General features: G+C 61.3%; 27 protein-coding genes and 1 tRNA gene. 17 read left to right on the top strand and 11 right to left on the bottom strand.

Translation table 11 applies throughout. The annotated features are described in order from the left end of the window. Window positions 1-16 precede the first annotated feature (16 nt). The 5 genes from selA (at window position 17) to pgnE (ending at window position 5350) form a co-directional block, all read left to right on the top strand. Window positions 17-1447 (top strand): L-seryl-tRNA(Sec) selenium transferase, encoded by a 1431-nt coding sequence (gene selA, locus IE038_RS07550; RefSeq protein ID WP_189395403.1) that lies wholly within the window; start codon window positions 17-19, stop codon window positions 1445-1447. After that, on the top strand, window positions 1444-3363 hold the full coding sequence (selB, locus tag IE038_RS07545) for a selenocysteine-specific translation elongation factor (protein ID WP_163937303.1): 1920 nt from the start codon (window positions 1444-1446) through the stop codon (window positions 3361-3363). Before selA ends, selB begins: the two co-directional genes overlap by 4 nt. A 6-nt stretch (window positions 3364-3369) precedes the next feature. Further along, window positions 3370-3465 (top strand) — tRNA-Sec (locus IE038_RS07540). Window positions 3466-3543: 78 nt separating this feature from the next. Next, entirely contained in the window at window positions 3544-4428 is an 885-nt protein-coding gene (locus IE038_RS07535) for a sugar nucleotide-binding protein (RefSeq protein WP_163937306.1), read from the top strand. Next, entirely contained in the window at window positions 4421-5350 is a 930-nt protein-coding gene (gene pgnE, locus IE038_RS07530) for a UDP-N-acetylglucosamine epimerase PgnE (protein WP_163937309.1), read from the top strand. Before IE038_RS07535 ends, pgnE begins: the two co-directional genes overlap by 8 nt. Before the next feature lie 46 nt (window positions 5351-5396). Here pgnE and IE038_RS07525 read toward each other — a convergent pair whose 3' ends face one another. From IE038_RS07525 to IE038_RS07505, 5 genes are all read right to left on the bottom strand, one after another. Continuing rightward, a complete protein-coding gene (locus IE038_RS07525) occupies window positions 5397-6080 on the bottom strand; it encodes an OmpW/AlkL family protein (RefSeq protein ID WP_163937312.1) in 684 nt (227 codons plus the stop codon). 109 nt (window positions 6081-6189) lie between these two features. After that, window positions 6190-6702, bottom strand: coding sequence for a DUF3299 domain-containing protein (locus IE038_RS07520; protein WP_163937315.1), 513 nt, complete (start codon window positions 6700-6702; stop codon window positions 6190-6192). An 11-nt stretch (window positions 6703-6713) separates the two neighbouring features. Then, a complete protein-coding gene (locus IE038_RS07515) occupies window positions 6714-7979 on the bottom strand; it encodes an ABC transporter permease (RefSeq protein ID WP_163937318.1) in 1266 nt (421 codons plus the stop codon). After that, complete coding sequence (locus IE038_RS07510) at window positions 7979-8698, bottom strand: ABC transporter ATP-binding protein (protein WP_163937321.1); 720 nt, start codon at window positions 8696-8698, stop codon at window positions 7979-7981. Before IE038_RS07510 ends, IE038_RS07515 begins: the two co-directional genes overlap by 1 nt. After that, window positions 8699-9253, bottom strand: a complete 555-nt coding sequence (locus IE038_RS07505) for a DUF2796 domain-containing protein (RefSeq protein ID WP_163937324.1) — start codon at window positions 9251-9253, stop codon at window positions 8699-8701. Window positions 9254-9383: 130 nt separating this feature from the next. Between IE038_RS07505 and IE038_RS07500 the strand changes: the two genes are divergently transcribed. Next, window positions 9384-9728 carry a hypothetical protein gene (locus tag IE038_RS07500; protein ID WP_163937326.1) on the top strand — a complete coding sequence of 115 codons (345 nt, stop codon included), beginning with the start codon at window positions 9384-9386 and terminating at the stop codon, window positions 9726-9728. Between the two features lie 59 nt (window positions 9729-9787). Here the strand turns inward: IE038_RS07500 and trxA are convergent, their stop codons facing one another. The 3 genes from trxA to IE038_RS07485 are packed head-to-tail and all read right to left on the bottom strand — an operon-like array spanning window position 9788 to window position 11800. Next, window positions 9788-10660 (bottom strand): thioredoxin, encoded by an 873-nt coding sequence (trxA, locus tag IE038_RS07495; RefSeq protein ID WP_163937329.1) that lies wholly within the window; start codon window positions 10658-10660, stop codon window positions 9788-9790. A gap of 31 nt (window positions 10661-10691) precedes the next feature. After that, the gene (locus tag IE038_RS07490) at window positions 10692-11357 is read right to left on the bottom strand and encodes a class I SAM-dependent methyltransferase (RefSeq protein WP_163937332.1); all 666 of its coding nucleotides are present in this window, start codon (window positions 11355-11357) and stop codon (window positions 10692-10694) included. After that, on the bottom strand, window positions 11354-11800 hold the full coding sequence (locus IE038_RS07485; protein WP_163937335.1) for a YbaY family lipoprotein: 447 nt from the start codon (window positions 11798-11800) through the stop codon (window positions 11354-11356). The genes IE038_RS07490 and IE038_RS07485 overlap by 4 nt, the downstream gene beginning before the upstream one ends. A 106-nt stretch (window positions 11801-11906) precedes the next feature. On the opposite strand from IE038_RS07485, the gene nrdR reads away from it, so the two are divergent. The 11 genes from nrdR (at window position 11907) to IE038_RS07430 (ending at window position 19782) form a co-directional block, all read left to right on the top strand. After that, window positions 11907-12371 (top strand): transcriptional regulator NrdR, encoded by a 465-nt coding sequence (gene nrdR / locus IE038_RS07480; RefSeq protein WP_065759210.1) that lies wholly within the window; start codon window positions 11907-11909, stop codon window positions 12369-12371. Window positions 12372-12373: 2 nt separating this feature from the next. Beyond that, window positions 12374-13504, top strand: coding sequence for a bifunctional diaminohydroxyphosphoribosylaminopyrimidine deaminase/5-amino-6-(5-phosphoribosylamino)uracil reductase RibD (ribD, locus tag IE038_RS07475; protein WP_163937338.1), 1131 nt, complete (start codon window positions 12374-12376; stop codon window positions 13502-13504). Window positions 13505-13547: 43 nt separating this feature from the next. After that, window positions 13548-14213 carry a riboflavin synthase gene (locus IE038_RS07470; protein ID WP_163937341.1) on the top strand — a complete coding sequence of 222 codons (666 nt, stop codon included), beginning with the start codon at window positions 13548-13550 and terminating at the stop codon, window positions 14211-14213. Window positions 14214-14231: 18 nt separating this feature from the next. After that, on the top strand, window positions 14232-15323 hold the full coding sequence (ribBA, locus tag IE038_RS07465; protein WP_163937343.1) for a bifunctional 3,4-dihydroxy-2-butanone-4-phosphate synthase/GTP cyclohydrolase II: 1092 nt from the start codon (window positions 14232-14234) through the stop codon (window positions 15321-15323). Window positions 15324-15412: 89 nt separating this feature from the next. Then, the gene (ribH, locus tag IE038_RS07460; protein WP_065759168.1) at window positions 15413-15889 is read left to right on the top strand and encodes a 6,7-dimethyl-8-ribityllumazine synthase; all 477 of its coding nucleotides are present in this window, start codon (window positions 15413-15415) and stop codon (window positions 15887-15889) included. Beyond that, entirely contained in the window at window positions 15886-16386 is a 501-nt protein-coding gene (gene nusB / locus IE038_RS07455; RefSeq protein WP_065759167.1) for a transcription antitermination factor NusB, read from the top strand. Before ribH ends, nusB begins: the two co-directional genes overlap by 4 nt. Window positions 16387-16404: 18 nt before the next feature. Continuing rightward, the gene (thiL, locus tag IE038_RS07450) at window positions 16405-17364 is read left to right on the top strand and encodes a thiamine-phosphate kinase (protein ID WP_163937346.1); all 960 of its coding nucleotides are present in this window, start codon (window positions 16405-16407) and stop codon (window positions 17362-17364) included. Between the two features lie 9 nt (window positions 17365-17373). Beyond that, a complete protein-coding gene (locus IE038_RS07445) occupies window positions 17374-17871 on the top strand; it encodes a phosphatidylglycerophosphatase A family protein (RefSeq protein ID WP_163937348.1) in 498 nt (165 codons plus the stop codon). 12 nt (window positions 17872-17883) lie between these two features. Further along, the gene (locus IE038_RS07440; protein ID WP_163937351.1) at window positions 17884-18615 is read left to right on the top strand and encodes a substrate-binding periplasmic protein; all 732 of its coding nucleotides are present in this window, start codon (window positions 17884-17886) and stop codon (window positions 18613-18615) included. 133 nt (window positions 18616-18748) lie between these two features. Then, entirely contained in the window at window positions 18749-19366 is a 618-nt protein-coding gene (gene ribA, locus IE038_RS07435; protein ID WP_163937354.1) for a GTP cyclohydrolase II, read from the top strand. Then, on the top strand, window positions 19363-19782 hold the full coding sequence (locus IE038_RS07430) for an MFS transporter (RefSeq protein WP_189395402.1): 420 nt from the start codon (window positions 19363-19365) through the stop codon (window positions 19780-19782). The genes ribA and IE038_RS07430 overlap by 4 nt, the downstream gene beginning before the upstream one ends. A 64-nt stretch (window positions 19783-19846) precedes the next feature. Here IE038_RS07430 and dxs read toward each other — a convergent pair whose 3' ends face one another. The 3 genes from dxs to IE038_RS07415 form a co-directional block, all read right to left on the bottom strand. After that, window positions 19847-21745, bottom strand: coding sequence for a 1-deoxy-D-xylulose-5-phosphate synthase (gene dxs, locus IE038_RS07425; RefSeq protein WP_189395401.1), 1899 nt, complete (start codon window positions 21743-21745; stop codon window positions 19847-19849). A 166-nt stretch (window positions 21746-21911) separates the two neighbouring features. Continuing rightward, window positions 21912-22799 (bottom strand): (2E,6E)-farnesyl diphosphate synthase, encoded by an 888-nt coding sequence (ispA, locus tag IE038_RS07420; protein ID WP_189395400.1) that lies wholly within the window; start codon window positions 22797-22799, stop codon window positions 21912-21914. After that, entirely contained in the window at window positions 22796-23038 is a 243-nt protein-coding gene (locus tag IE038_RS07415) for an exodeoxyribonuclease VII small subunit (protein ID WP_065759159.1), read from the bottom strand. Before IE038_RS07415 ends, ispA begins: the two co-directional genes overlap by 4 nt. Between the last annotated feature and the right edge of the window lie 112 nt (window positions 23039-23150).

Here is a 23150-nt window from a genome sequence, read left to right as displayed (position 1 = left end):
GACCGGAGCGTCTTAAATGCCTTCCAGTTTAGCCCCGCTGCCCACGCGCCTTCCCTCCGTCGATAGCCTGTTACGTAGTCCTGCCTGTCAGCCGTTGTCGGAACGCTATGGGCGCGAGGCGCTACTCAGTGCTTTGCGGCAGGTGCTCGATGATCTGCGAGAACCTGTCCGACGGGGTCAGCTGGAGGCTGTTGAACTGATACCCGAGGTGCTGGCTGGCAGGGTTGGTGAGCGCTTGGCAGTGCAGCATCAAAGCCGAGTGCGTCGGGTGTTCAACCTGACCGGTACGGTTTTGCACACCAACCTTGGTCGGGCCTTGCTGCCTGAAGAAGCCATCAATGCCGTGCAGCAGGCTGCGCGCTATCCGCTGAACCTGGAATTTGACCTTGAGAGCGGCAAGCGCGGCGACCGGGATGACTTGATCGAGGACCTGATCCTTGAGCTGACCGGTGCCGAAGCCGTTACCGTGGTGAACAACAATGCCGCAGCGGTATTGCTGGCACTCAATAGTTTGGGCGCGCGCAAGGAGGGGATCATCTCGCGTGGTGAGCTGATCGAGATCGGTGGCGCCTTTCGTATCCCCGACATCATGGCGCGTGCGGGCGTGAAACTGCATGAGGTGGGCACGACCAACCGCACGCATGCGCATGACTATGAAGCCGCCATCGGCCCGCGCAGCGGCCTGCTGATGCGCGTACATTGCAGTAATTACAGCATTCAGGGCTTCACCCATCAGGTACCGACCCAAGCGTTGGCGGAACTGGCCCATCAGCACGGGCTGCCACTGCTGGAAGACCTGGGCAGCGGAAGCCTTCTGGATTTGACGCGCTGGGGGCTGCCCGCCGAACCCACGGTTCGCCAAGCCTTGGCAGACGGGGCTGATATTGTCACGTTCAGCGGTGACAAACTGCTGGGTGGACCTCAGGCGGGATTGATCGTAGGTCGTAAGGCACTGATCGCGCGGATCAAGAAAAACCCGCTCAAGCGCGCCCTGCGTGTGGATAAGTTGACCCTCGCTGCGCTGGAGGCGGTGCTGGGCCTGTACCGCAATCCCGAGCGGCTGGCTGAACGTCTGCCCAGCCTGCGTCTGCTGACCCGCCCCCAGGCGGATATTCTGGCGCAAGCCCAGCGCCTGGCGCCGGCGCTTGCGCACGTGCTGGGTGAGTTGTGGGCGGTGAGCGTGGAACCCGCGTTAGGCATGATTGGCAGCGGCAGTCAGCCGGTGGCCCGCTTGCCTAGCGCCGCCTTGTGCGCGCGCGCGCGGGCGTCCAAGCGTTTGCGCGGGCGTCACTTGCATGCGCTGGAGGCAGCCTTGCGTGCTTTGCCGATTCCGGTACTTGGGCGCATCGATGACGATGCGCTGTGGCTGGACCTGCGTCAGTTGGATGACGAAGTCGGTTGGCTGGAGCAGCTACCGCAGTTACGACTGGGGGTCATGACAAGGTGATTGTCGGAACGGCCGGGCATATCGATCATGGCAAGACAGCACTGCTGGAAGCACTGACCGGGCAGGCTGGAGATCGTCGTCGGGAAGAGCACGAACGGGGCATCACTATCGACCTTGGCTACCGCTACGCGCCGCTGCAGGCGGGGGCTGAGCTCACGGGTTTTGTCGATGTCCCCGGCCATGAGCGCTTTATTCACAACATGCTGGCCGGAGCACATGGCATTGACCTGGTATTGCTGGTGGTAGCGGCCGACGACGGCGTGATGCCGCAGACCCGTGAACACTTGGCAATTGTCGAGTTACTGGGTATCCCCAAGGCGCTGGTGGTTATCAGCAAATGTGACCGTGTCGAGCCTGCAAGGGTGCGTGAGGTGCAGAGTGAGGTGCAGGCCTTGCTGGCAACGGGGCCTTATGCCGGGGCGGCTCAGTTCGTGGTGTCGAGCGTGTCCGGCAGTGGCATCGATGTATTGCGCCAGGCACTTTTGAGCGCCCAGCATGACATTCGCCAGCGCAGCAGTGCAGGAGGCTTTCGTCTGGCCATAGACCGTGCATTCAGCGTTGCCGGTGCAGGCATTGTGGTCACGGGTACGTCATTGGCTGGCCAGGTGCAGGTCGGCGACACGTTGCTGTTGGGCAAGACCGGTAAACCGGTGCGCGTGCGTGGCCTGCATGCACAGAACCAGGCCGCAGTCGAAGCGCGGGCCGGGCAGCGGGTGGCCTTGAATATCGCTGCCGAACGCCTGAGTGTGGAGCAGATCCACCGTGGTGATTGGCTGTTGGCCGAGTGGTTGTACGGTACTACTCAGCGCCTGGATTTCGAGCTGCGGTTGCTGGGCAGTGAAACCCGTCTGTTTGAACATTTCAGTTCCGTGCATGTGCATCTTGGCACTCAGGATGTCACCGCGAAGGTCGCGCTGCTGCAAGGCGAGAGCCTGGCGCCCGGTGGGCATATGTTTGCGCAGTTGCTGCTCAATGCCCCGCTGCACGCTGTGCATGGTGATCGCCTGGTGGTGCGCGATCAGCGTGCGCAGCGCACGCTTGGAGGTGGGCGGGTGCTTGATCCTTTTGCGCCCGCCCGGCAGCGTCGTAGCCCGGCGCGATTGGCACAGTTGCAGGCGTTGGCCGAGGCCGAGAGTCTGGAGCAGGCTCTTCCAGCGCTGCTTGCACAGGGGGCATCGGGGCTAGACCCTCATCAACTGGAGCGTCAGTTCAATCGTCTGCGCAGCAGTTGGCGTTTGCCCGAGGATGTCAGTGTTATTGCCACGCGCCAGGGCTCGCGGTTGTTCGCGACGTCGCAGTGGCAGGCGCTCAAACGGGAGGTGTTGGCACAGCTGGCCCGGTTTCACGCGCTGGAGCCTGACCAGTTGGGCCCTGACCGCGACCGCTTGCGACGTTTCGTGGCGCTACCCCTGGAGCGCCCGGTGTTCATCAGCTTGATCGAAGAGCTGCTGGCGGAAGGGGGGCTGGCCTGTAGTGGGCCATGGTTGCACTTGCCGGAGCATCAGGCACGTCTGAACGACGAGGACATGGCCTTGTGGGCGCAGTTGCAACCGCTGTTGCAAGCGTCCGGCTTTGACCCGCCCTGGGTGCGTGACCTGGCCCGTGCAACCCACGGCGAGGAGGCTGCTGTGCGGCTGCTGTTACGCAAGATGGCGCGCTTGGGGCAAGTACATCAAGTGGTACGCGACCTGTTCTATCCTGATGCCACGGTGCGACAAATGGCGGCTATGCTCATGCAAGTGGCTGCCGAGGACCTGAGTGTCCAGGTGGCACGTTTTCGTGATGTGTTAGGGATCGGCCGTAAACGCAGTATCCAGATTCTCGAGTATTTCGACCGTGTCGGCCTGACGCGCCGCCTCGGCGACCAGCGTCGCGTACGACCGGACAATGCGTTGGCCCAACTGAGTCACGGCTGATGACGAGGAAGGCAATCGCGCCCGGTGGCGCGGCCGGGCTTCAAACCCGGTTGGGGACGGCAGCCGTTCCCGGGCAGGTTCGACTCCCGCTGCCTTCCGCCAAGCCGCAGGTTGGACTTCCCCCGCAGGAAGCCGCAAAATATCCGCTTCCCCTATCTTTTGACCGGACCTGCTGACTCTATGCGAATGCGCCTGATGCTGTTGGGTGGTGGAAATGCCCTTGGGCAAGCGCTGATTCGCCTTGGGGCCGAGGAAGACATCGGCTTTTTGGCGCCTCGTCCGCCGGATAAGGGTTGGGATGCTGCCAGCCTGACCCAATTGCTGGATGACACCCGCCCCGATGCACTGGTGAATCTGGCCTATTACTTCGACTGGTTTCAAGCCGAGTCGGTCAGTGAGCAGCGGTTGGCCCAGCAGGAGCGCTCGGTAGAGCGCCTGGCTGAACTGTGCCAGCACCATGGGATTATTCTGGTCCAGCCTTCCAGCTACCGCGTGTTCGATGGCTCACGGGCCACGGCCTACAGCGAGAAGGATGAGCCGGTGCCGTTGGGCCTGCGCGGGCAAGCGCTCTGGCGGATCGAGCAGAGCGTTCGCGCTACCTGCCCGCAGCACGTGCTGCTGCGCTTTGGCTGGCTGCTCGACGAAAGCCTGGACGGTGTCCTTGGACGCTTCCTGACCCGCGCCGAACAGGCTCAGGAACTGTTGCTGGCGGATGACCGGCGTGGAAACCCGACGCCAGTAGATGATGCCGCTCGGGTCATTCTTTCCGTGCTCAAGCAACTGGATTGCGCGGCACCACTGTGGGGCACCTACCATTACGCGGGTAACGAGGCGACTACGCCGCTCGCGTTAGGTCAGGCGATCCTCAGTGAGGCCTCGCAGCTCCATACACTGGCTGTTCAAACACCGACTGCACAGGCTCACGCAGCCCGTCCGGATGCAGCTGAAGAACCGCAGCACGCGGTACTGGCCTGCAAGAAAATTCTGCACACCTTCGGTATCAAACCGCGCGCCTGGCGTGCTGGCTTGCCGACACTACTGGATCGATTCTACCGCCATGGCTGATGCACCTATTCTGATTACCGGCGGCGCAGGCTTCATCGGCTCTCACTTGAGCGACGCACTGTTGGCAAAAGGCTATGCGGTACGGGTATTGGACGACCTGTCCACCGGCAAACGCAGCAACCTGCAGTTACAGCACCCCAAGCTGCAACTGATCGAGGGTGATGTGGCTGACGCGACGCTGGTCGCACAGGCGGCAGCAGGGTGCCAGGCGGTGGTTCATCTTGCGGCAGTGGCGTCGGTCCAGGCGTCGGTCGAAGACCCGGTGAAAACTCACCAGAGCAATTTCATTGGCACGCTGAATGTGTGTGAGGCCATGCGTCTGGCCGGCATTCGACGGGTGCTTTTCGCCTCCAGCGCGGCGGTGTATGGCAACAACGGTGAAGGCGAATCGATCAGTGAGGACACGCCCAAAGCGCCACTCACGCCCTATGCTGTGGATAAGCTGGCCAGTGAACAGTACCTGGACTTCTATCGCCGTCAGCATGGCCTGGAACCGGTGATCTTCCGCTTCTTCAATATTTTTGGTCCGCGCCAGGACCCTTCATCACCGTATTCGGGCGTGATCAGCATCTTCAGTGAACGGGCGCTCAACGGGCAGCCGATTACGGTATTTGGTGATGGCGAGCAGACCCGCGACTTCGTCTATGTCGGTGATCTGGTGAGCGTGATGCTGCAGGCGCTGGAGCTGGATCAGGTTGAAGAGGGCGCGGTGAACGTCGGGTTGAATCAGGCCACCTCGTTGAATCAGCTGTTGGCAACCTTGAAAACTGTGGTCGGCAGTTTGCCTGCCATCAGTCATGGGCCTGCGCGCTCCGGCGATATCCGCCATTCGCGGGCGGACAATACCCGCCTGTTGCAGCGCTTCCGCTTTCCCGAACCGACGCCAATGGCCGAAGGCCTCGCCCGACTTCTGGGGCGCTGAAACAAAAAAACGGCGATCAAGTCGCCGTTTTTTTCAAGGCCAGGCCTTAGAACTTGTAGCCGACACCCACCATGTAGACCCATGGGTCTACATCCACGTCGACCTTGGTTTTGCCTACGCCCAGGGCACTTGGGCCATCAATGCTGGCTTCGGTGTCGATGTCGACGTACCAGACTGCAGCGTTGACCAGGAAGTTGTCGGTCAGCATGTAGTCCATGCCCAGTTGGCCAGCCAGGCCTACCGAGTCTTTCAGCTTCAGGTTGCTGAAGCCCTGAGCTTTGCGGTTGCTGCTCAGGCTTTCATCGAAGAACATGGTGTAGTTCAGGCCGATACCGGCATATGGCTGGAACTTGGAGCTTGCGTCAAGCGGGTAGTACTGCAGCGACAGGGTCGGTGGCAGTTGCTTGATGTCGCCCAGCTTGCCATCCAGGCCTGGGCCAAGGCCTTTTACACTAACGGTGTGCTGGAATGGCGTCGCGGCCAGCAATTCCAGGCCCACGTGGTCGGTCAGCATGTAGGCGAAGGTCAAGCCCAGTTGGGTATCGCTGTCCAACGTCGCTTTGGTGCCGGGAATCTTGTTGCCGTCCAGCTTGAGGTTGCCGCTGTCTTCGTTAGGGGCGGTGGTGATAGCGCCAGCACGCATAATAAATTCACCCGCCTTGTGGGCATGGGCAACAGGGGCTGTAAGCGCCAGGGCAATCAGCGAGGCGCCAAGCAAAGACTTGTTCATGGAAGCTCCCAAAGGACATTTAGAATGTAATGTGCCAATGGTAAAGAGCCAGCGAAGGGGGGAATTTGACTCAGCTCAATGAAACCGCGATAGCGTTCTTGAGCGGCTTCTATTGTAGTTCATAGGCGTAGATTTTCTCGGCATCCATCTGATAACCCGCCTCAGCCAGCTCACTGCTCGACGACTGGACACGCATCGGGCCTTCGATCCAGTACGGCTGGTAAAGCTCCTCGACCTTGATGCCGAGCTCACTGACCACATGCACGATCTGGTTGGACGGGGGCGGAGGCACATGAATGCATGCGCCGTAGTAAGGCACCAGAAGGAACTCGGTGGTACGGCCTTCTTCGTTGACTTCCAAGGGTACGATGTAGCCCGGCAGTTTGACCTGCTGACCATCCAGCGCCGTGACGACCGGGGCGTCTGCTCCTTGCTGGCGCGCTGCCGGGGCACTCTCCGCTGCGAGCGCATTGCCCAGCTGTGACAGGTCATGCAAGGGCGCCATCTGCGGCTCGATCACCGGTGCGCCGGGCGGGATCAGTTGTGGCCATTCCAGGGTGCGGGGTTCGCCCGCCCACAGCGGTGTGGCAATCAGCAACAACAGGAACAGGGCGCGTGCCATGGGTATCGGTCTCATAAGTGGATCGACAAGCCATCAGCCAGCGACTGTCGGTAGGCACGCCAGGCGGGCACACTGCCCATCAACAGCGCGGCGCCCAGAATGATTGCCAGCAATGTCCATTCGTGGCTGCTGGGCCAAGCCAGTGGCAGGTAGAGGCCGTAATTGGCCTGCACATACCCTTGGGCCAGTGCGATTCCGAGGTAAAGCAGGGACAGGCCTGCGAGTATGCCCGCAACCGCCAGTGCAAAGGCTTCCAGCACCAGCAGACCGGCGATGTGCCAGGGGCGGGCACCCACTGAGCGCAGTATGGCCATTTCCCGGCGACGTTCGTTCAAACTGGTGAGAATGGCGGTCAGCATGCCGATCAGGCCGGTCAGTACGACGAACAGGGACACCACGAACAGTGCCTGCTCGGCAGTGCTCATCAGGCTCCACAGCTCCTGCAGGGCAACGCCTGGCAAAATGGCCTGCAAGGGCTCATTACGGTAGTCATTGATCTCACGCTGCAGGGTAAAGGTGGCGATCTTGTTGTTAAGGCCGAGCATGACCGCGGTGATGGCGCTGGGCGTCAGGTCCATGTTGCGCGCCTGGTCAGCGCTTACACGGCCGGCCCCGCGCGCGGGAACACCGTTGTGCCAGTCAACGTGGATCGCTTCCATGCCGCCGAGGCTGATGTGCAGTGTGCGGTCTACCGGTGTGCCGGTCCTTTGCAGGATACCGACCACTGTGAACGGCTTGTCGTCATGTTTGACCAGGCTTATTGCCGCCACGCCGTGAGCCAGTACCAGCTTGTCGCCCAGTGTGTAATGCAGAGCCTGCGCGACTTCGGCACCCAGCACCACTTCAAATGGGTCGTTGGCAAAGGCGCGCCCTTGAGCCAGTTGCAAGGATTGTTTGTGGCCGTACTGGTAGTGTTCAAAGTAAGCCTGGGACGTGCCCATCACGCGGTAGCCACGGTGCGAGTCACCCAGGGAGATCGGAATCGCCCATTTCACCCGCGGGTCGCTGGCGTAATGCTCGAAACTGTCCCAGCGAATGTTGTTGGTGGCATTGCCGATGCGAAACACTGAATACAGCAACAGGTTCACCGAGCCGGAGCGTGCGCCGACGATCAGGTCGGTGCCACTGATAGTGCTGGCAAAGCTGGCCCGGGCTTCAGTACGTACGCGTTCCACTGCCAGCAGCAGGCACACGGACAGAGCAATGGCGAAGGCCGTCAGGAAGGCAGTGAAGCGCCGATTGGCCAAGCTGGCCAGTGCAAGGCGTAACAGGTACATCAGGCCTCCAGATCATTGGCCGGACGGGCCGCACGGTTGAGTTCGGATAATGACAGGTGGCGGTCGAACAAGGGCGCCAGGCTCTGGTCGTGGCTGACGAACAGCAAGCTTGATCCCGCTGTGTGGCACTCGCTGAACAGCAGGCGGATAAAGGCCTCACGACTGTCCGCGTCAAGGGCAGAGGTTGGCTCGTCGGCGATGACCAGTTCGGGCTGGCCAATCAGCGCACGGGCTGCCGCGACTCGTTGCTGCTGGCCGATCGACAGGCTGTCGGCCCGACGCATCAACAAGGCAGGGTCTTTCAAACCCAAGTGAGCCAGCAGGCTGGCGGCGGCCTGATCGACACTGCCGTAACGCTCACAGGCCTTGGCTGCTCGAGCCTTGGAGAAGCGGCAGGGCAGCTCGACGTTTTCGCGGACCGAGAGAAACGGCAACAGGTTGAACTGCTGGAAGATGTAGCCCGTGTGGTCAACACGAAAGCGATCGCGGGCGCCTTGCTTGAGTGTGCCCAGCGTCTGGCCGAGCAGGCGAATGCTGCCGCGGTCAGGTTGCTGTACGCCACCGAGCAGGCCGAGCAGGGTGGTCTTGCCGCTACCACTGGGGCCTTTGAGGAACAACGACTCACCCGCTTCCAAATGGAAGGCCGGGATATCCAGCAACGGTGGATGGCCTGGCCAGGCGAAGGTCAGGTCTGTTAACTCGATCAGTGGCTGGCGCATTCAGAAGGCAACCGTCGCCTTGTTCGGGGTCGCTTCCAGGCCTTTCTGGCCATTGGGGCCAATCAATTGCACGGTGATTTTCTGAGTAGCGGGGAAGGCCTTGAACAGTGGGCCGAGATCCAGCTCGGCCAGCTTGCCTGGTTGCTCGCAGGTCAGTTGGTAATGGGCGTGGATCTCGCTGTGTTCGTGAGCCGCGTGGTGATCGTCGGACGTCGCATCATCGAACAAGGGGCTTTCCAGGGCTTCGTCGGTTTCCGTGCACTGCGCCGCACTGGCCAAGCCAAACAGCGTCAATGGTTGTTCCAGTTGCTTGCGGACGTCGGCGACCTTGGCCTTGTCGGCTGGGCTGCTGGCGGCATGCTCAAAGCCCACCAGATTCATGGCCGGGCTTTCCAGTTCCAACTCAAGCGTCTTGTCGTCAAGCACGACATTGAGATGGGCCACACCGTGCTCGTGGGCATCAAGGCTGCCATGGGCATGATCATGGTCTTTCTCGGCGTGAGCTGTCGCGAGAGGCAGCAGGGCAAACGGCAAGGCAAGCAGCAGACGGCGCATGGAACGGTCTCCGTAGAGGCGAGGCTTAAAGCGCAATGTTATAACAAATTATTGGGTGGTTGCCAGCGTGCTTGGCGACAGCCTGTCGCCATGGGAGCATGGGCTATCAGAAGGCTTGGAGGAGAGGTGTGTGCGTATTCGAGGGCATATTGGTGAATGGCCGGTGGACCTGACGCTGGAGCTTGATCCGGCCGAGTGGGCGCAGTTGGGTGGGCACGTGGAGCGCGCTTTGCCGGTCGCTTCGCCAACTGAAACCAGCACGCCGGGCGCGCGTCCGGATGATGTGCAGTGGCAAGCGGCGCTGACCTTGTTGCGTCAGGCAGGGCAGCTCAATGGGCCAGAGTTGTTGGAGGCGCTGGCCGCGCTTGCCGGCAGTGCTGCGGCGGGCAAGCGTCTGTTGGTGCGCTTGCGCCATAGTGCGCAGGTGAAGGTTGAAAGCGGGGCGGATGCGCCGGTGTATCGTTGGCTTGGATAAGCGTCCGGTCCCTGCAGCGTGTGCAGGGACCGGCAATACGCTGATACCTGAAACGATGCTCAGTACAGTGCTGCAAACAGCTTGCGTCGGTAGGTGCCTACCAGCGGGTGATCATTGCCCAGCAGGTCGAACACCTGCAGCAATGTCTTGTGCGGCACGCCACCGTCATAGCCACGGTTGCGCACGAACAGTTTCAGCAATGCCTCTAGCGCCGCTTCGTACTGCTGGCGCGACAGTTGATGTATGGCCAGTTGGTAAAGCGCTTCATCGTCCCCGGCATTCTGCGCCAGACGTGTCTTCAGCGTGGCTGCGTCGGGCAGGTCTGTAACCTGCCGGAGGAAGGTCAACTGAGCTTTGGCACCGGCCAGTGCGGCCTTGTGCTCATCGCTTTTCACCGCATCGAGGACCGTCTGGGCTTCGCCCAGTTCCCCGCGCTCGGCCAGGCAGCGGGCGTAGAGAATCAATGCGCCTGCGTTGCTGTTGTCTTCAGTGAGCAGCGCCTTGAGCGTAGCCTCGGCATCACCAAAGCGTCCTTCAGCAAACAGTGCCTGGGCCAGCTCCAGCGGGTCGGCTGCTGGTGGAGGCGGCATTTGTACATGGGGTTCAAGTAGGGCACGGATTGCCGACTCAGGCTGGGCACCAGCGAAGCCATCAACCGGCTGGCCATCCTTGAACAGCACTACGGTCGGCAGGCTACGGATGCCGAAGCGTGCAACGATGTCCTGCTCGATGTCACAGTTGACCTTGGCCAGCAGCAATTCGCCCTGATAGCTCTCGGTGATTTGTGCAAGCAGCGGCATCAGCGCTTTGCACGGCGCACACCATTCGGCCCAGAAATCCACCAGTACCGGCTTATGATGGGAGTTGGCGATCACCAGCTGATCGAAGTTGGCAGCGCTGGCGTCGAAAATGTACGGCGTTTCTTGACTCATCGCGACTCTCGCAAATCCTTGAATGACATCACTATAAAGGCTCGCGGCTGGCATGGTACAGGCTGACCCGGCGGAATTCGTGAGGCTCCGCCAGGTCAGGCAAGGTCAGGGCTTCGAGGACGCCCAGTGATTGATACAGCGGGTGGCTGAAGTCACGCACTCTGGAGTCGGCTACCAAGGCTTCGCGGCCGCGGCTGAGGAATTCATCGAGTAGCGGCAGGTTGGCCCGATCATAGAGCACGTCGGCGACCAGAATCAGGTCGAAGCGGTCTGCTTCGGCAAAGAAATCAGCCGAGTAATTCAGGCTCACCCCGTTCAGTTCAGCGTTGGCCCGGCAGGCATCCAGGGCCAGTGGGTCAAGGTCGCACGCCACCACTTCAAGGGCGCCGGCCTTGGCTGCGGCAATACCTGCAATGCCAGAACCTGCGCCGAAGTCGAGTACGCGCTTGCCTTCAACCCATTCAGGTCGTTCACACAAGTAGCGCGCCATGGCCAGGCCGCTGGCCCAACAGAAGCTCCAGTAAGGAGGCTCATGGAGGATGCGTCGGGTTTCTTCGGGACTGAAGGCGCGGTCCATATTGTCCGCATCGATGAGCCAGAGTTTCAGGTCGCTGCCCGGCAGAGGACTGGCTACCAGGCGCGCATCGCCGAGCAGTTCACTTAACGCCCCTTGAAGCGATGACGGTGCTGCTGTCATGGCGCCTTCTCGAAGCGCAGGGGCCCCGTGGCCTGGGTTGTTGCCTGGGTAACCCGCAGCGCCGGCAAGTGCAGGATCAGTTGCCCCGACTGGCTGGCGCGACCGCGTAGTTCAACACGCGCACCACTCGGGAAGGCTTCGGGATTGAAGCGTAAATGGAAGGGCAGTGCCTGGCCGTTACCTGTAAGCGAGCTGCTGGCCAGCAAGCGCTGCGGACGTCCACGTTCATCAATGACCAGTAACGCCAGTTCGACATCGGCGTTGGCCGGGATATCCAGCAGGGTGCCACTGAGTTCGCGCTGATAGGCCGGCAGAGGGCCAAGGGGCGCAGGCAGCTTGCTGGTGGTCGGTGCGGTGTTTGTTTGCATCTGTTTGGGCGCATCGCTGCTGCAGGCGGCAAGCAGGCCGGCAAAACTGAGCAGAATGAGTGCTCGAAAGCGCATGGAGAGGTTCCTTGAGGAGGTTTCCTCACTGGATGGTAAACCCTTTGGCTTGTCTTGCCAGTGAGATGCGCTACCATGGCCCTCCCTTTTTTTGTTGCCTGCCACCATGCACTGTCCCTTCTGCGGTGCCAACGACACCAAAGTCATCGACTCGCGACTGGTCGCCGAGGGTGAGCAAGTGCGCCGTCGGCGCGAATGCGTTGCCTGCGGTGAGCGCTTTACTACCTTTGAAACCGCCGAACTGGTCCTGCCACGTTTGATCAAACAGGATGGCAGTCGCCAGCCGTTTGATGAGGACAAACTGCGGGCCGGCATGCAGCGCGCGCTGGAAAAACGCCCGGTCAGTGTCGAGCGACTGGAAGCCGCGCTGGCGCACATCAAGCACAAGTTGCGGGCAACCGGCGAGCGCGAAGTCAAATCGCTGGTTGTGGGCGAACTGGTAATGGCTGAGCTGCAGAAGCTCGATGAGGTCGCCTACATCCGCTTTGCCTCGGTCTACCGACGCTTCCAGGACCTCGATGAATTCCGTGAAGAGATTGACCGTCTGGCCCGTGAGCCGGCTAAAGAGTGATCATGCCCACTGAACGCGCTGTGCTGGATGCTCACTATATGGCCCGCGCCCTCGAGCTGGCGCGCAAGGGCCTGTACTCAACCCACCCCAATCCTCGCGTTGGCTGCGTGATCGTGCGCGATGGCCAGGTGGTGGGGGAAGGCTGGCATGTCCGCGCCGGTGAGCCGCATGCTGAGGTTCATGCCTTGCGCCAGGCGGGCGAATTGGCCCGTGGTGCCTGCGCCTATGTCACCCTTGAACCCTGCAGCCATCACGGGCGTACGCCGCCTTGTGCCGAGGCGCTGGTCAATGCGGGAGTGGCGCGGGTGGTGGCGGCCATGCAGGACCCCAATCCTCAGGTTGCAGGTCAAGGCCTGAAGCGCTTGGCCGATGCCGGTATTGAAGTGTCCAGCGGGGTGCTTGAGGCCGAGGCGCGTGCGTTGAACCCGGGCTTTCTCAAGCGTATGGAGCACGGCCTGCCTTATGTGCGGGTCAAACTGGCGATGAGTCTCGATGGCCGCACCGCCATGGCCAGTGGCGAGAGTCAGTGGATCACCGGCCCTGCTGCGCGCTCGGCTGTGCAGCGCCTGCGGGCGCGTTCAAGCGTTGTGCTGACCAGCGCTGAAAGCGTGATCGCGGACAATGCCCGGATGACTGTTCGCGCTGAGGAGCTGGGGCTGGACGCAGAAAATACGGCGTTGGCGCTGGCTCGCCAGCCGCTGCGTGTGTTGATCGATGGGCGTCTGCGCCTGCCGCTGGAGGCCTCGTTCTATCAGGCAGGGCCGGCGCTGGTGGCGACCGCTGCCGCAGGTGATGAACGCTATGCACAGGCCGGTGTTGAGCTGCTGCAACTGCCGGGACAGGACGGTCGTGTCGATCTGCGTGCACTGCTGCTTGAGCTGGCGGCACGTGGGGTCAATGAGGTATTGGTCGAGGCGGGGCCCGGGCTTGCCGGGGCCTTTGCGCAGTCCGGGCTGGTGGATGAGTATCAGCTGTTCATTGCCGGCAAGTTTCTTGGTTCAAGCGCCAGGCCGCTGCTTGATTGGCCGCTGGCCCGCATGAGCGAGGCGCCAGCATTGAAAATCACTGAAATGCGAGCGGTTGGCGATGACTGGCGAGTCACCGCGATCCCTGTGCCGGCGTCCGGCGTATAATTTTCGGCTTGCGCCACGCGCGGCCCGTTCTCGAGGAGGACTCATGTTCACAGGCATCATCGAATCTATCGGCAGCATCCGCTCGTTGACCCCAAAGGGTGGCGATGTACGGGTTTATGTCGAGACCGGCAAGCTTGACCTGAGTGATGTGAAACTTGGCGACAGCATTGCGGTGAATGGCGTTTGCCTGACGGCAGTCGAGCTGCCAGGTGATGGCTTCTGGGCCGACGTCAGTCGTGAAACCCTGGACTGCACCGCCTTTTCCGACCTCAAGAGCGGCAGCCGGGTCAACCTGGAAAAAGCCCTGACGCCGACGACCCGATTGGGTGGTCATCTGGTCAGCGGCCACGTCGACGGTGTCGGCGAAATCATATCGCGTAGCGATAACGCTCGCGCCATCCAGTTCCGTGTTCGTGCGCCAAAGGAGCTGGCCAAGTACGTTGCGCACAAGGGGTCGATTACCGTCGACGGTACCAGCCTGACGGTGAATGCCGTCGATGGCGCCGAGTTCGAGCTGACAATCGTGCCTCACACCCTGGCCGAAACCATCATGGCCGACTACCGCGCTGGTCGTCGGGTCAACCTTGAGGTCGACCTGTTGGCCCGTTACCTGGAGCGTCTGTTGCTCGGCGACAAAGCCGCCGAGTCGACCAAGGGCAGCGGTATCACTGAAAGTTTCCTGGCCGCCAACGGCTACCTGAAATCCTGAATGAGAAGGGGGTGCCGCGTGGCGCTCAACAGCATCGAAGAACTGGTTGAAGATATCCGCCAGGGCAAAATGGTCATCCTCATGGATGACGAAGACCGCGAGAACGAAGGCGACCTGATCATGGCCGCCGAGGCCTGCAAGGCGGAACACATCAACTTCATGGCCAAGCACGCCCGTGGCCTGATCTGCATGCCGATGTCGCGTGAGCGCTGTGAGCTGCTCAAGTTGCCGTTGATGGCGCCGCGTAATGGCTCGGGCTTCGGTACCAAGTTCACTGTCTCGATCGAGGCGGCCGAAGGCGTCACCACCGGTATCTCCGCTGCCGACCGTGCACGCACCGTGCAAGCTGCTGCCGCACGCGATGCCAAGGCCGAAGACATCGTCAGCCCAGGCCACATTTTCCCGCTGATGGCGCAATCCGGCGGCACGCTGGCCCGTGCAGGCCATACCGAGGCGGCATGTGATCTGGCGCGTATGGCCGGTTTTGAACCAAGCGGCGTGATCTGCGAAGTCATGAACGACGACGGCACCATGTCCCGTCGTCCGGAGCTGGAAGCGTTTGCCGCCGAGCACGGCATCAAGATCGGCACCATCGCTGATCTGATTCACTACCGGATGATCCACGAACGTACCATTCAGCGGATTTCCGAGCAGCCGCTGGACAGCGAATTGGGCCAATTCAACCTGGTCACCTACCGTGACTCGGTCGAGGGTGATGTGCACCTGGCGCTGACCTTGGGCAAGATCTGTGCGGAAGAACCGACCCTGGTCCGGGTGCACAACATGGACCCGCTGCGTGACCTGCTGATGGTCAAGCAGCCCGGCCGCTGGAGCCTGCGTGCTGCAATGAGCGCGGTGGCGGAGGCTGGCAGTGGTGTGGTGTTGTTGCTTGGTCACCCGCTGGACGGTGATGTGCTGCTGGCACATATCCGTGAGACAGCCGACAGTGCTCAGGTGAAAACCCCAACGACTTACAGCACCGTGGGTGCGGGTTCGCAGATTCTCCGGGACCTCGGCGTACGCAAAATGCGCCTGATGAGTTCGCCGATGAAATTTAATGCGATATCCGGATTCGATCTGGAAGTTGTAGAATACGTGCCCTCCGAATAAAGCAGGCGTTTGCTGCCCTGTGTGTTCGTGACCAAACCTCCCACAGGCCGCGTCGTTGCGGCCTGGCTCTTTAAGATGAGAATCCCGGAATGACTCTGAAGACCATTGAAGGTACCTTCATCGCCCCCAAAGGTCGCTATGCTTTGGTGGTTGGCCGCTTCAACAGCTTCGTCGTCGAAAGCCTGGTGAGCGGCGCCGTTGATGCCCTGGTTCGCCACGGCGTCAGCGAAAGCGACATCACCATCATCCGTGCCCCGGGTGCATTCGAGATCCCGCTGGTAGCACAGAAAGTCGCTCAGCAAAGTGAATACGCGGCCATCATCGCCCTGGGCGCGGTGATTCGTGGCGGTACTCCGCATTTCGAATACGTGGCTGGCGAGTGCACCAAGGGCCTGGCCCAGGTGTCCATGGAGTTCGGCGTACCGGTGTCTTTCGGTGTCTTGACTGTCGACTCGATCGAACAAGCCATCGAGCGTTCCGGTACCAAGGCCGGCAACAAGGGCGCTGAAGCAGCCCTGTCCGCCCTGGAAATGGTCAGCCTGCTGGCGCAGTTGGAGGCCAAGTGATTAGCGACGAAAGCGATCGTTTCAACCCGCGCGATCCAAAACCTGCGGATGCTGGCAAGCCATCGAAAAGTGCCAAGCGTCGTGAAGCCCGTCAGCTCGCGACTCAGGCCCTGTACCAATGGCATATGGCCAAGCAATCGCTGAACGAGATTGAAGCGCAATTCCGGGTCGATAACGATTTCAGCGATGTCGATGGCGCCTACTTCCGTGAAATCCTGCACGGGGTTCCGGTCATGAAGGAAGAAATCGACAAGGCTCTGGCACCCTGCCTGGACCTGCCGCTCGAAGAGCTCGATCCAGTGGAACTGGCAGTGTTGCGCCTGTCCACCTGGGAGTTCATCAAGCGTGTCGACGTGCCGTTTCGCGTTGTGATCAACGAAGGTGTCGAGTTGGCCAAGGTCTTTGGCGCCACCGATGGCCACAAGTTCGTCAACGGTGTGCTCGACAAGCTGGCTCCACGGCTTCGCGAAGCCGAAGTACGGGCATACAAGCGCTGATCGCGGCGCTGCTGGCCGATGGGTGAGTTTGAGCTGATCCGCCACTACTTCGCTGCCGCGCCGTGTGCGCAAGGTGGCGAAGGGGTTGCCTTGGGCATCGGCGACGACTGCGCCCTGCTGGCCTTGCCTGCGGGCGAGCAGTTGGCGGTGTCTACCGACACGCTGGTCGTCGGTGTGCATTTTCCACACAACAGCGACCCGTTCCTGCTTGGCCAGCGTTCGCTGGCCGTTGCCGCCAGCGACTTGGCGGCGATGGGGGCCACGCCCCTTGCCTTTACCCTTGCCCTGACCCTGCCGGATACCTCGGCTGACTGGTTGCGTGCCTATGCGGAAGGCCTTAATAGCATGGCCAGGCAGTGCAACATGAGCCTGGTCGGTGGCGACACCACCCGTGGCCCGTTGAGCCTGACCATGACGGTGTTCGGTCGGGTGCCGGCAGGGCAGGCGCTGACCCGTTCTGGCGCACGCCCCGGTGACCTGGTGTGTGTCGGCGGCGAGCTGGGCAATGCCGCCGGTGCTTTGCCGCTGGTGCTGGCAGAGCGCCAGGCTGAGCCGTCGGTGGCCGCGCCGCTGCTGGCGCACTACTGGTCGCCAGCGCCGCAATTGGCACTTGGCCAGGCGTTGCGTGGCAAGGCGTCTTCAGCGCTGGATATCTCCGACGGTTTGCTCGCTGATTGCGGGCACATTGCCACGGCATCGAAGGTGGCGCTGCGCTTGCAGAAGGACTCACTGCCGGTCAGCCAGGCTTTGCAAAGCTTTTTGGGCCTGGAAGATGCGCGCCTCGCCGCATTGACCGGTGGCGACGACTATGTGCTGGCGTTCACACTTCCAGGCGCCGAGCTCCCGGGGTTACTGGCCGCTGGATGGCCGATCCATGTGGTTGGCAGGGTCGAGGTTGGCTCAGGTGTCAGCTTGCATGATCGGGAAGGGCGCGACATCACCCCGGCTGTACGGGGTTATCAACATTTTAGGGATTAGGGAGAGACCGTGACCGATCACCGTAATCAGGTGAAGCCTGTTCCGCCTTCGGTCTGGCGCAACCCTTGGCATTTCATGGCATTCGGCTTCGGCTCGGGTACCTTGCCCAAGGCGCCAGGGACCTGGGGCTCGTTGGTCGCCTTGCCGTTCATGCCGTTGTGGCAAATGCTGCCAGACTGGGGTTATTGGCTGATGTTGGGCCTGACCATGCTGTTTGGCTTCTGGCTGTGCGGTAAGGTTGCCAGTGATTTACGTGTGCATGACCATGAAGGTATCGTCTGGGACGAGATGGTGGGCATGTGGATAACCCTGTGGCTGGTGCCGCAAGGTTGGTACTGGCTGCTGATCGGGTTCTTGGTGTTCCGCTTCTTTGACATCCTCAAGCCGTGGCCAATCAGTTGGCTTGATCGGCATGTGCATGGAGGTGTCGGCATCATGCTCGATGATGTGCTTGCCGGTGTGTTTGCCTGGCTGACGATGCAAGGGCTGGTATGGAGCTTTACTTAAGAGGATAGGGCGATGCAGGGATGCCGATGGTTGCTGCTGGTGCTGCTCTTGGCTGTCGGTGTGGTGTGGGCAGCAGAACCCGTGCCGACAAAACCCTTGCAGGCGCGCTTGGCCAGTGAGGTCTGGCTCGACTACACCAATGCTGACGGCACAGGATTGGCGTGGGAGGTACTGCGCAAGGTGTTCGAGCCTGCGGGTGTGAAGGTCAAGGCGGTCAGTGTGCCTTACAGCCGGGCCATCGGGCTGGTCAAGCGTGGTGAAGCAGATGCCTGGGTCGGCTCCTATCACGAAGAAAACGCTGATAATACTTACCCGCGCTGGCATTTCGACCTGGACCATATCTATGCCCTGGGCTTGGCTAGTCGACCAGTACCTACCCAGGAAACCCTGGGACAGTTCCGATTGGCTTGGGTGCGTGGCTATGATTTCAATAGTTATCTGCCCTATGTTGACCGTTACCGCGAGGTGCAGCGTCGTGAGGGGATTCTGCCGATGCTTGAGTATGGTCGAGTCGATTTTTACATCGATGCCCTGACCGAGGTCGATTACGTGTTGGCGCAGGCACCGGATCCGTCGCTATTTCGTCGTACTCATCTGGCTGAATTGCCGTTGTACCTGGCATTTGCAAAAACCCCTGAAGGGCGGGCTCTCAAGGCGATATTCGATCAGCGCATGGACGAACTGGTGCCGAGTGGGCAGTTGCGCGAAATATTCACGCGCTGGCAGCAACCGTATCCGTTCTAGGGCGCTTATGAAGATCGGCAGGCGCATCGAACTTTTCGATATGTCTGTACGAAAATTCAGCATAAGCACCTACGCCACGCTGCTGTTACAATCCAGCCCACGCCAAATATTCACGTGATTTCAGGAGCACAAGGTGCCCGTCGTTTTCGTTGCTGCCTCCAAGCTGCCTACACCCTTTGCCACTTTCACCATGCATGGTTTTCTCGATGAGGCCACCGGTCGCGAGCACGTGGTGCTCAGTCTGGGTGATGTGGCCGATGGCGCGCCGGTATTGGGACGCCTGCACTCCGAGTGCCTGACGGGCGATGCGCTGTTCAGCCAGCGCTGCGATTGCGGTTCGCAGCTGGAAGCCGCGCTGCAGGCCATCGCTCATGAGGGGCGCGGCGTTTTGCTGTACTTGCGCCAGGAAGGTCGCGGCATTGGTTTGTTGAACAAAATTCGCGCTTACGAACTTCAGGATGGTGGTGCCGACACCGTCGAGGCCAATGAGCGTCTGGGTTTTGCTGCCGATCAGCGTGATTACGGCATCTGCCTGCCGATGCTTGAGCATCTGGGGGTGAAGTCGCTGCGCCTGATGACCAATAACCCACGCAAGGTGAAAGCGCTCACAGCAATGGGTATTGTCGTCGCTGAACGTGTGCCGTTGCACACCGGCCACAACCCTCACAATAAACACTACCTGGCCACCAAGGCCGGCAAACTTGGCCACATGATGGGCAATGAGCATCAGGGCGAGGTCGGTCGCGCGTGACTCGCGCTCAGGTTCGTCGCCGTCTCAGCATCGCCTGGTGGCAGCACCTGCTGATTGCACTGGTGCCAGTGTTTGTCTTCAATTGGGCGTTTGGTGATCGCGAGGCATTGCTGCCAATCCTCGCCATGCCGATGTTCATCGTCAGTGTTTCTTCGATGTTCCTCAGCCTGCCGCGCTTCGGTGCTTACAAGCATGGGCTGATTGCGACGGAGAAGGCATTGAATAGCGAGGCTGAGTCCGCGGCCTGGATTGAGCTGGCTCGCGTACGTCGAGTAGCCATGCTCTATGCCTGCTTGCCTGCCTGGCTTGCTGCCGTGTCGGTGTTTGTTGGCCTGGAGGCTGTGCCGCAGATTCTGTTGGCGGTCTCAAGCGTGGTCGTGCTCTACCTCTACCGTATTCCGCGTCAACTGGGCTGACAGGCTGTAGGTCGTGTTGCCGGCATGGCGGGCTCCTGTGGGGGCCTGCCATACCGGCGAGCAGTCAAAGGCCCAACAGTTGCAGGCGTTGACGGACCGCCGCTTCGATTCCCGCCGCATCCAGACCGCATTCGGCAAGCATTTGTGCCGGCTTGGCATGCTCGACATAAATGTCAGGCAGGCCCAGGTGAAGGATCGGTTTGAGCAGGTTTTCGCGGGCCAGGAACTCGCTGACCGCCGCGCCAGCGCCACCCATGATGGCGTTCTCTTCGATGGTCACCAGCAGTGCATGCTGGTTCGCCATTTCGCGCACCAAGGCTTCATCCAGCGGCTTGACGAAACGCATGTCGACGACGGTGGCATCGAGCTGTTCAGCCACCTTGAGTGCTTCGGCCAACTGTACACCGAAGACCAGCAATGCGACGTTGCTGCCTTGACGGCGTACGACACCCTTGCCGATTTCCAGCGGCTCAAGGTCGCTCTCAATGGGCGTGTTCGGGCCGGTGCCGCGCGGGTAACGCACCGCCGCCGGGCCGTTGTACAGGTAGCCCGTGCTGAGCATCTTGCGCAGTTCGTTCTCGTCGCTTGGGGTCATCACCAGTATGCCGGGGATGCAGCGCAGGAACGACAGGTCAAAGCTGCCTGCGTGGGTCGGGCCGTCTTCGCCGACCAGGCCGGCGCGGTCGATGGCGAACAATACGTCGAGGTTCTGTACCGCAACGTCATGGATCAGTTGGTCATAGGCGCGCTGCAGGAAGGTCGAGTAGATCGCGACGACTGGCTTGGTGCCCTCGCAGGCCATGCCGGCGGCCAGGGTAACGGCGTGTTGCTCAGCGATGGCGACATCGAAGTAGCGCGCCGGGTAGCGTTCGCTGAAGGCCACCAGATCCGAGCCTTCTTTCATGGCCGGCGTGATGCCAACCAGGCGTTGATCGGCTTCGGCCATGTCGCATAGCCACTGGCCGAACACCGCCGAATACTTCGGCCCACTGGCTTTCTTCGGTGCGGCAGTCGGTGCGTCGACGGGCTCAAGCTTGGTGATCGCGTGGTAACCGATTGGATCGACTTCGGCCGGCCGGAAACCTTTGCCTTTCTTGGTGACCACGTGCAGAAACTGTGGTCCCTTGAGGTCGCGCATGTTGCGCAGGGTGGCGATCAGGGTCGGCAGGTCGTGGCCGTCGATCGGGCCGATATAGTTCCAGCCGAGCTCCTCGAACAGGGTGCCTGGCACCAGCATACCCTTGGCATACTCTTCGGTGCGGCGGGCAATTTCCCAGGCGCCGGGAAGGCGCGACAGCACTTTTTTGCTGCCTTCGCGCATGCTGGCGTAGGTGCGGCTGGAAAGGATCTTCGCCAGGTAGTTGGACAGGCCGCCGACATTGCGCGAAATCGACATGTCGTTGTCGTTGAGGATCACCAGCATGTCAGCATTGACTTCCTGCGCATGGTTCAGCGCTTCGAAAGCCATGCCGGCAGTCAGTGCACCGTCACCGATCACGGCGATGGATTTGCGCGGTTCATTCTGCAGGCGGGCGGCGATCGCCATGCCCAGTGCGGCGCTGATCGAGGTGCTGGAGTGGCCGACGCCAAAGGTGTCGTACTCACTCTCGGCACGACGCGGGAAGGCAGCGATACCATCCTTTTGGCGCAGAGTACTCATGCGCTTGCGTCGACCGGTGAGGATCTTGTGCGGATAGGCCTGATGACCAACGTCCCACACCAGCCGGTCATCCGGGGTGTCGAAGACGTAGTGCAGGGCAATCGTCAGCTCGATGACGCCCAGGCCGGCACCGAAATGCCCGCCGGTCTGACCAACGGTATAGAGCAGCTCCTGGCGCAGTTCGTCGGCCAGGCTCTCCAGATCGGCTTCAGCCAGCCGGCGCAGGCCAGCGGGCGTATCAGCACGGTCGAGCAGCGGCGTGACCGGGCGTTCGCGGGGAATCTCTTGAAACGTCGTGGGCATCAGGCGAATCGTTATAGGTGTGGAGAGGCGGCAGTTTACCTTATTGCGGTGATGACTGCCCATTGCGTGGTGCTTCTGCGACACCTGTGCATCGTCTGCCACCGGCGTCGGTCCTGCCGGCAATGTGTCTTACTGCTGGCAAGGCCGACGCCTACAGGGGCTGCACTCAGTTCTTACGTTCTACGATGTAGCGGGCCAGATCGCGCAGAGGCTCGGCTGCGCCATCGAAAGCATCCAGCGCCTCCAGGGCATGATCACGCAGTTCCAATGCGTAGGCCTTGGCAGCATCCAGGCCCAGCAGCGCCGGATAGGTCGGTTTGTCGCGGGCGATATCCGCGCCTTGGCGTTTACCGAGGGTGGCAGTATCGCTTTCGACGTCGAGAATGTCGTCCTGCACCTGGAACGCCAGGCCGATCGCTTGGGCATAGCGCTGCAAGGCGTCCAGATCGGCGCTGCTTGCGCGGGCGCTGGCCAGGGCGCCAAGGCGCACGCTGGCTTCGATCAGGGCACCGGTCTTGTGCCGGTGCATGAATTCAAGCGCTTGCTGGTCAAGTTTCAGGCCCACGGAACCCAGGTCGATGGCTTGGCCACCGACCATCCCGGCCGGGCCGGCAGCCAGGGCCAGGGTCTGGACCATAGCCAGGCGGTTGCTGTCGCTCTGCGGGCTCAGGCGCGGGTCGAGCAAGGCGCTGAAAGCCAGGCTTTGCAGGCCATCGCCGGCCAGGATCGCGCAGGCTTCATCGAACGCTTTGTGGGTCGTCGGCTGGCCCCGGCGCAGGTCGTCGTCGTCCATGGCCGGCAGGTCATCGTGAACCAGTGAATAGGCATGGATCAGTTCAACCGCACAGGCCGCACCGTTAGCCTGCTCGGCTGCAGCCCCCAGGGCTTCGCAGGCGGCATAGGCGAGCAGCGGGCGGACCCGTTTACCACCGTTCATTACGCTATAGCGCATGGCGGCGTAGAGACGGGTGAGTTCGGCTGAAGGGGCGACAAACAACTGTTCCAGCGCCGCATCGACACGGGCCTGGCAGGTGGCTTGGTAGCGGGCGATCATTCCGGCTGCTCTGCGCTGAAGGGTTCGGCGGCCAGCTCACCATCGCGTTCGAGGAGGATCTGCACTTTCTGCTCGGCCTGTGCCAGGGCGCCCTGGCAGTCACGGGTCAGACGGATACCTTGTTCGAAGGCGGTCAGCGAGTCTTCCAGCGACAGTTCGCCGTTCTCCAGCCGTTCGACCAGGGCTTGCAGGTCGGCGAGGGATTGCTCGAAATCAACGGCGGCTTTTTTTCGGGCCATGGCGGCTGTCTCTGTGGCGGTTTAAACGGCGCGACACTAGCAGAGCAGGGCAGGGGGAGCAAATCAGTGCCGATGATCTTTCGTCGCATTCTGTTGCATAAAGCCTTTGTCC

The organism is Pseudomonas laurentiana, from assembly GCF_014648275.1.
GTDB lineage: Bacteria > Pseudomonadota > Gammaproteobacteria > Pseudomonadales > Pseudomonadaceae > Aquipseudomonas > Aquipseudomonas laurentiana.
Note: the sequence above shows the minus strand (reverse complement) of the source record. Positions and strands in the feature narration are given on the sequence as shown.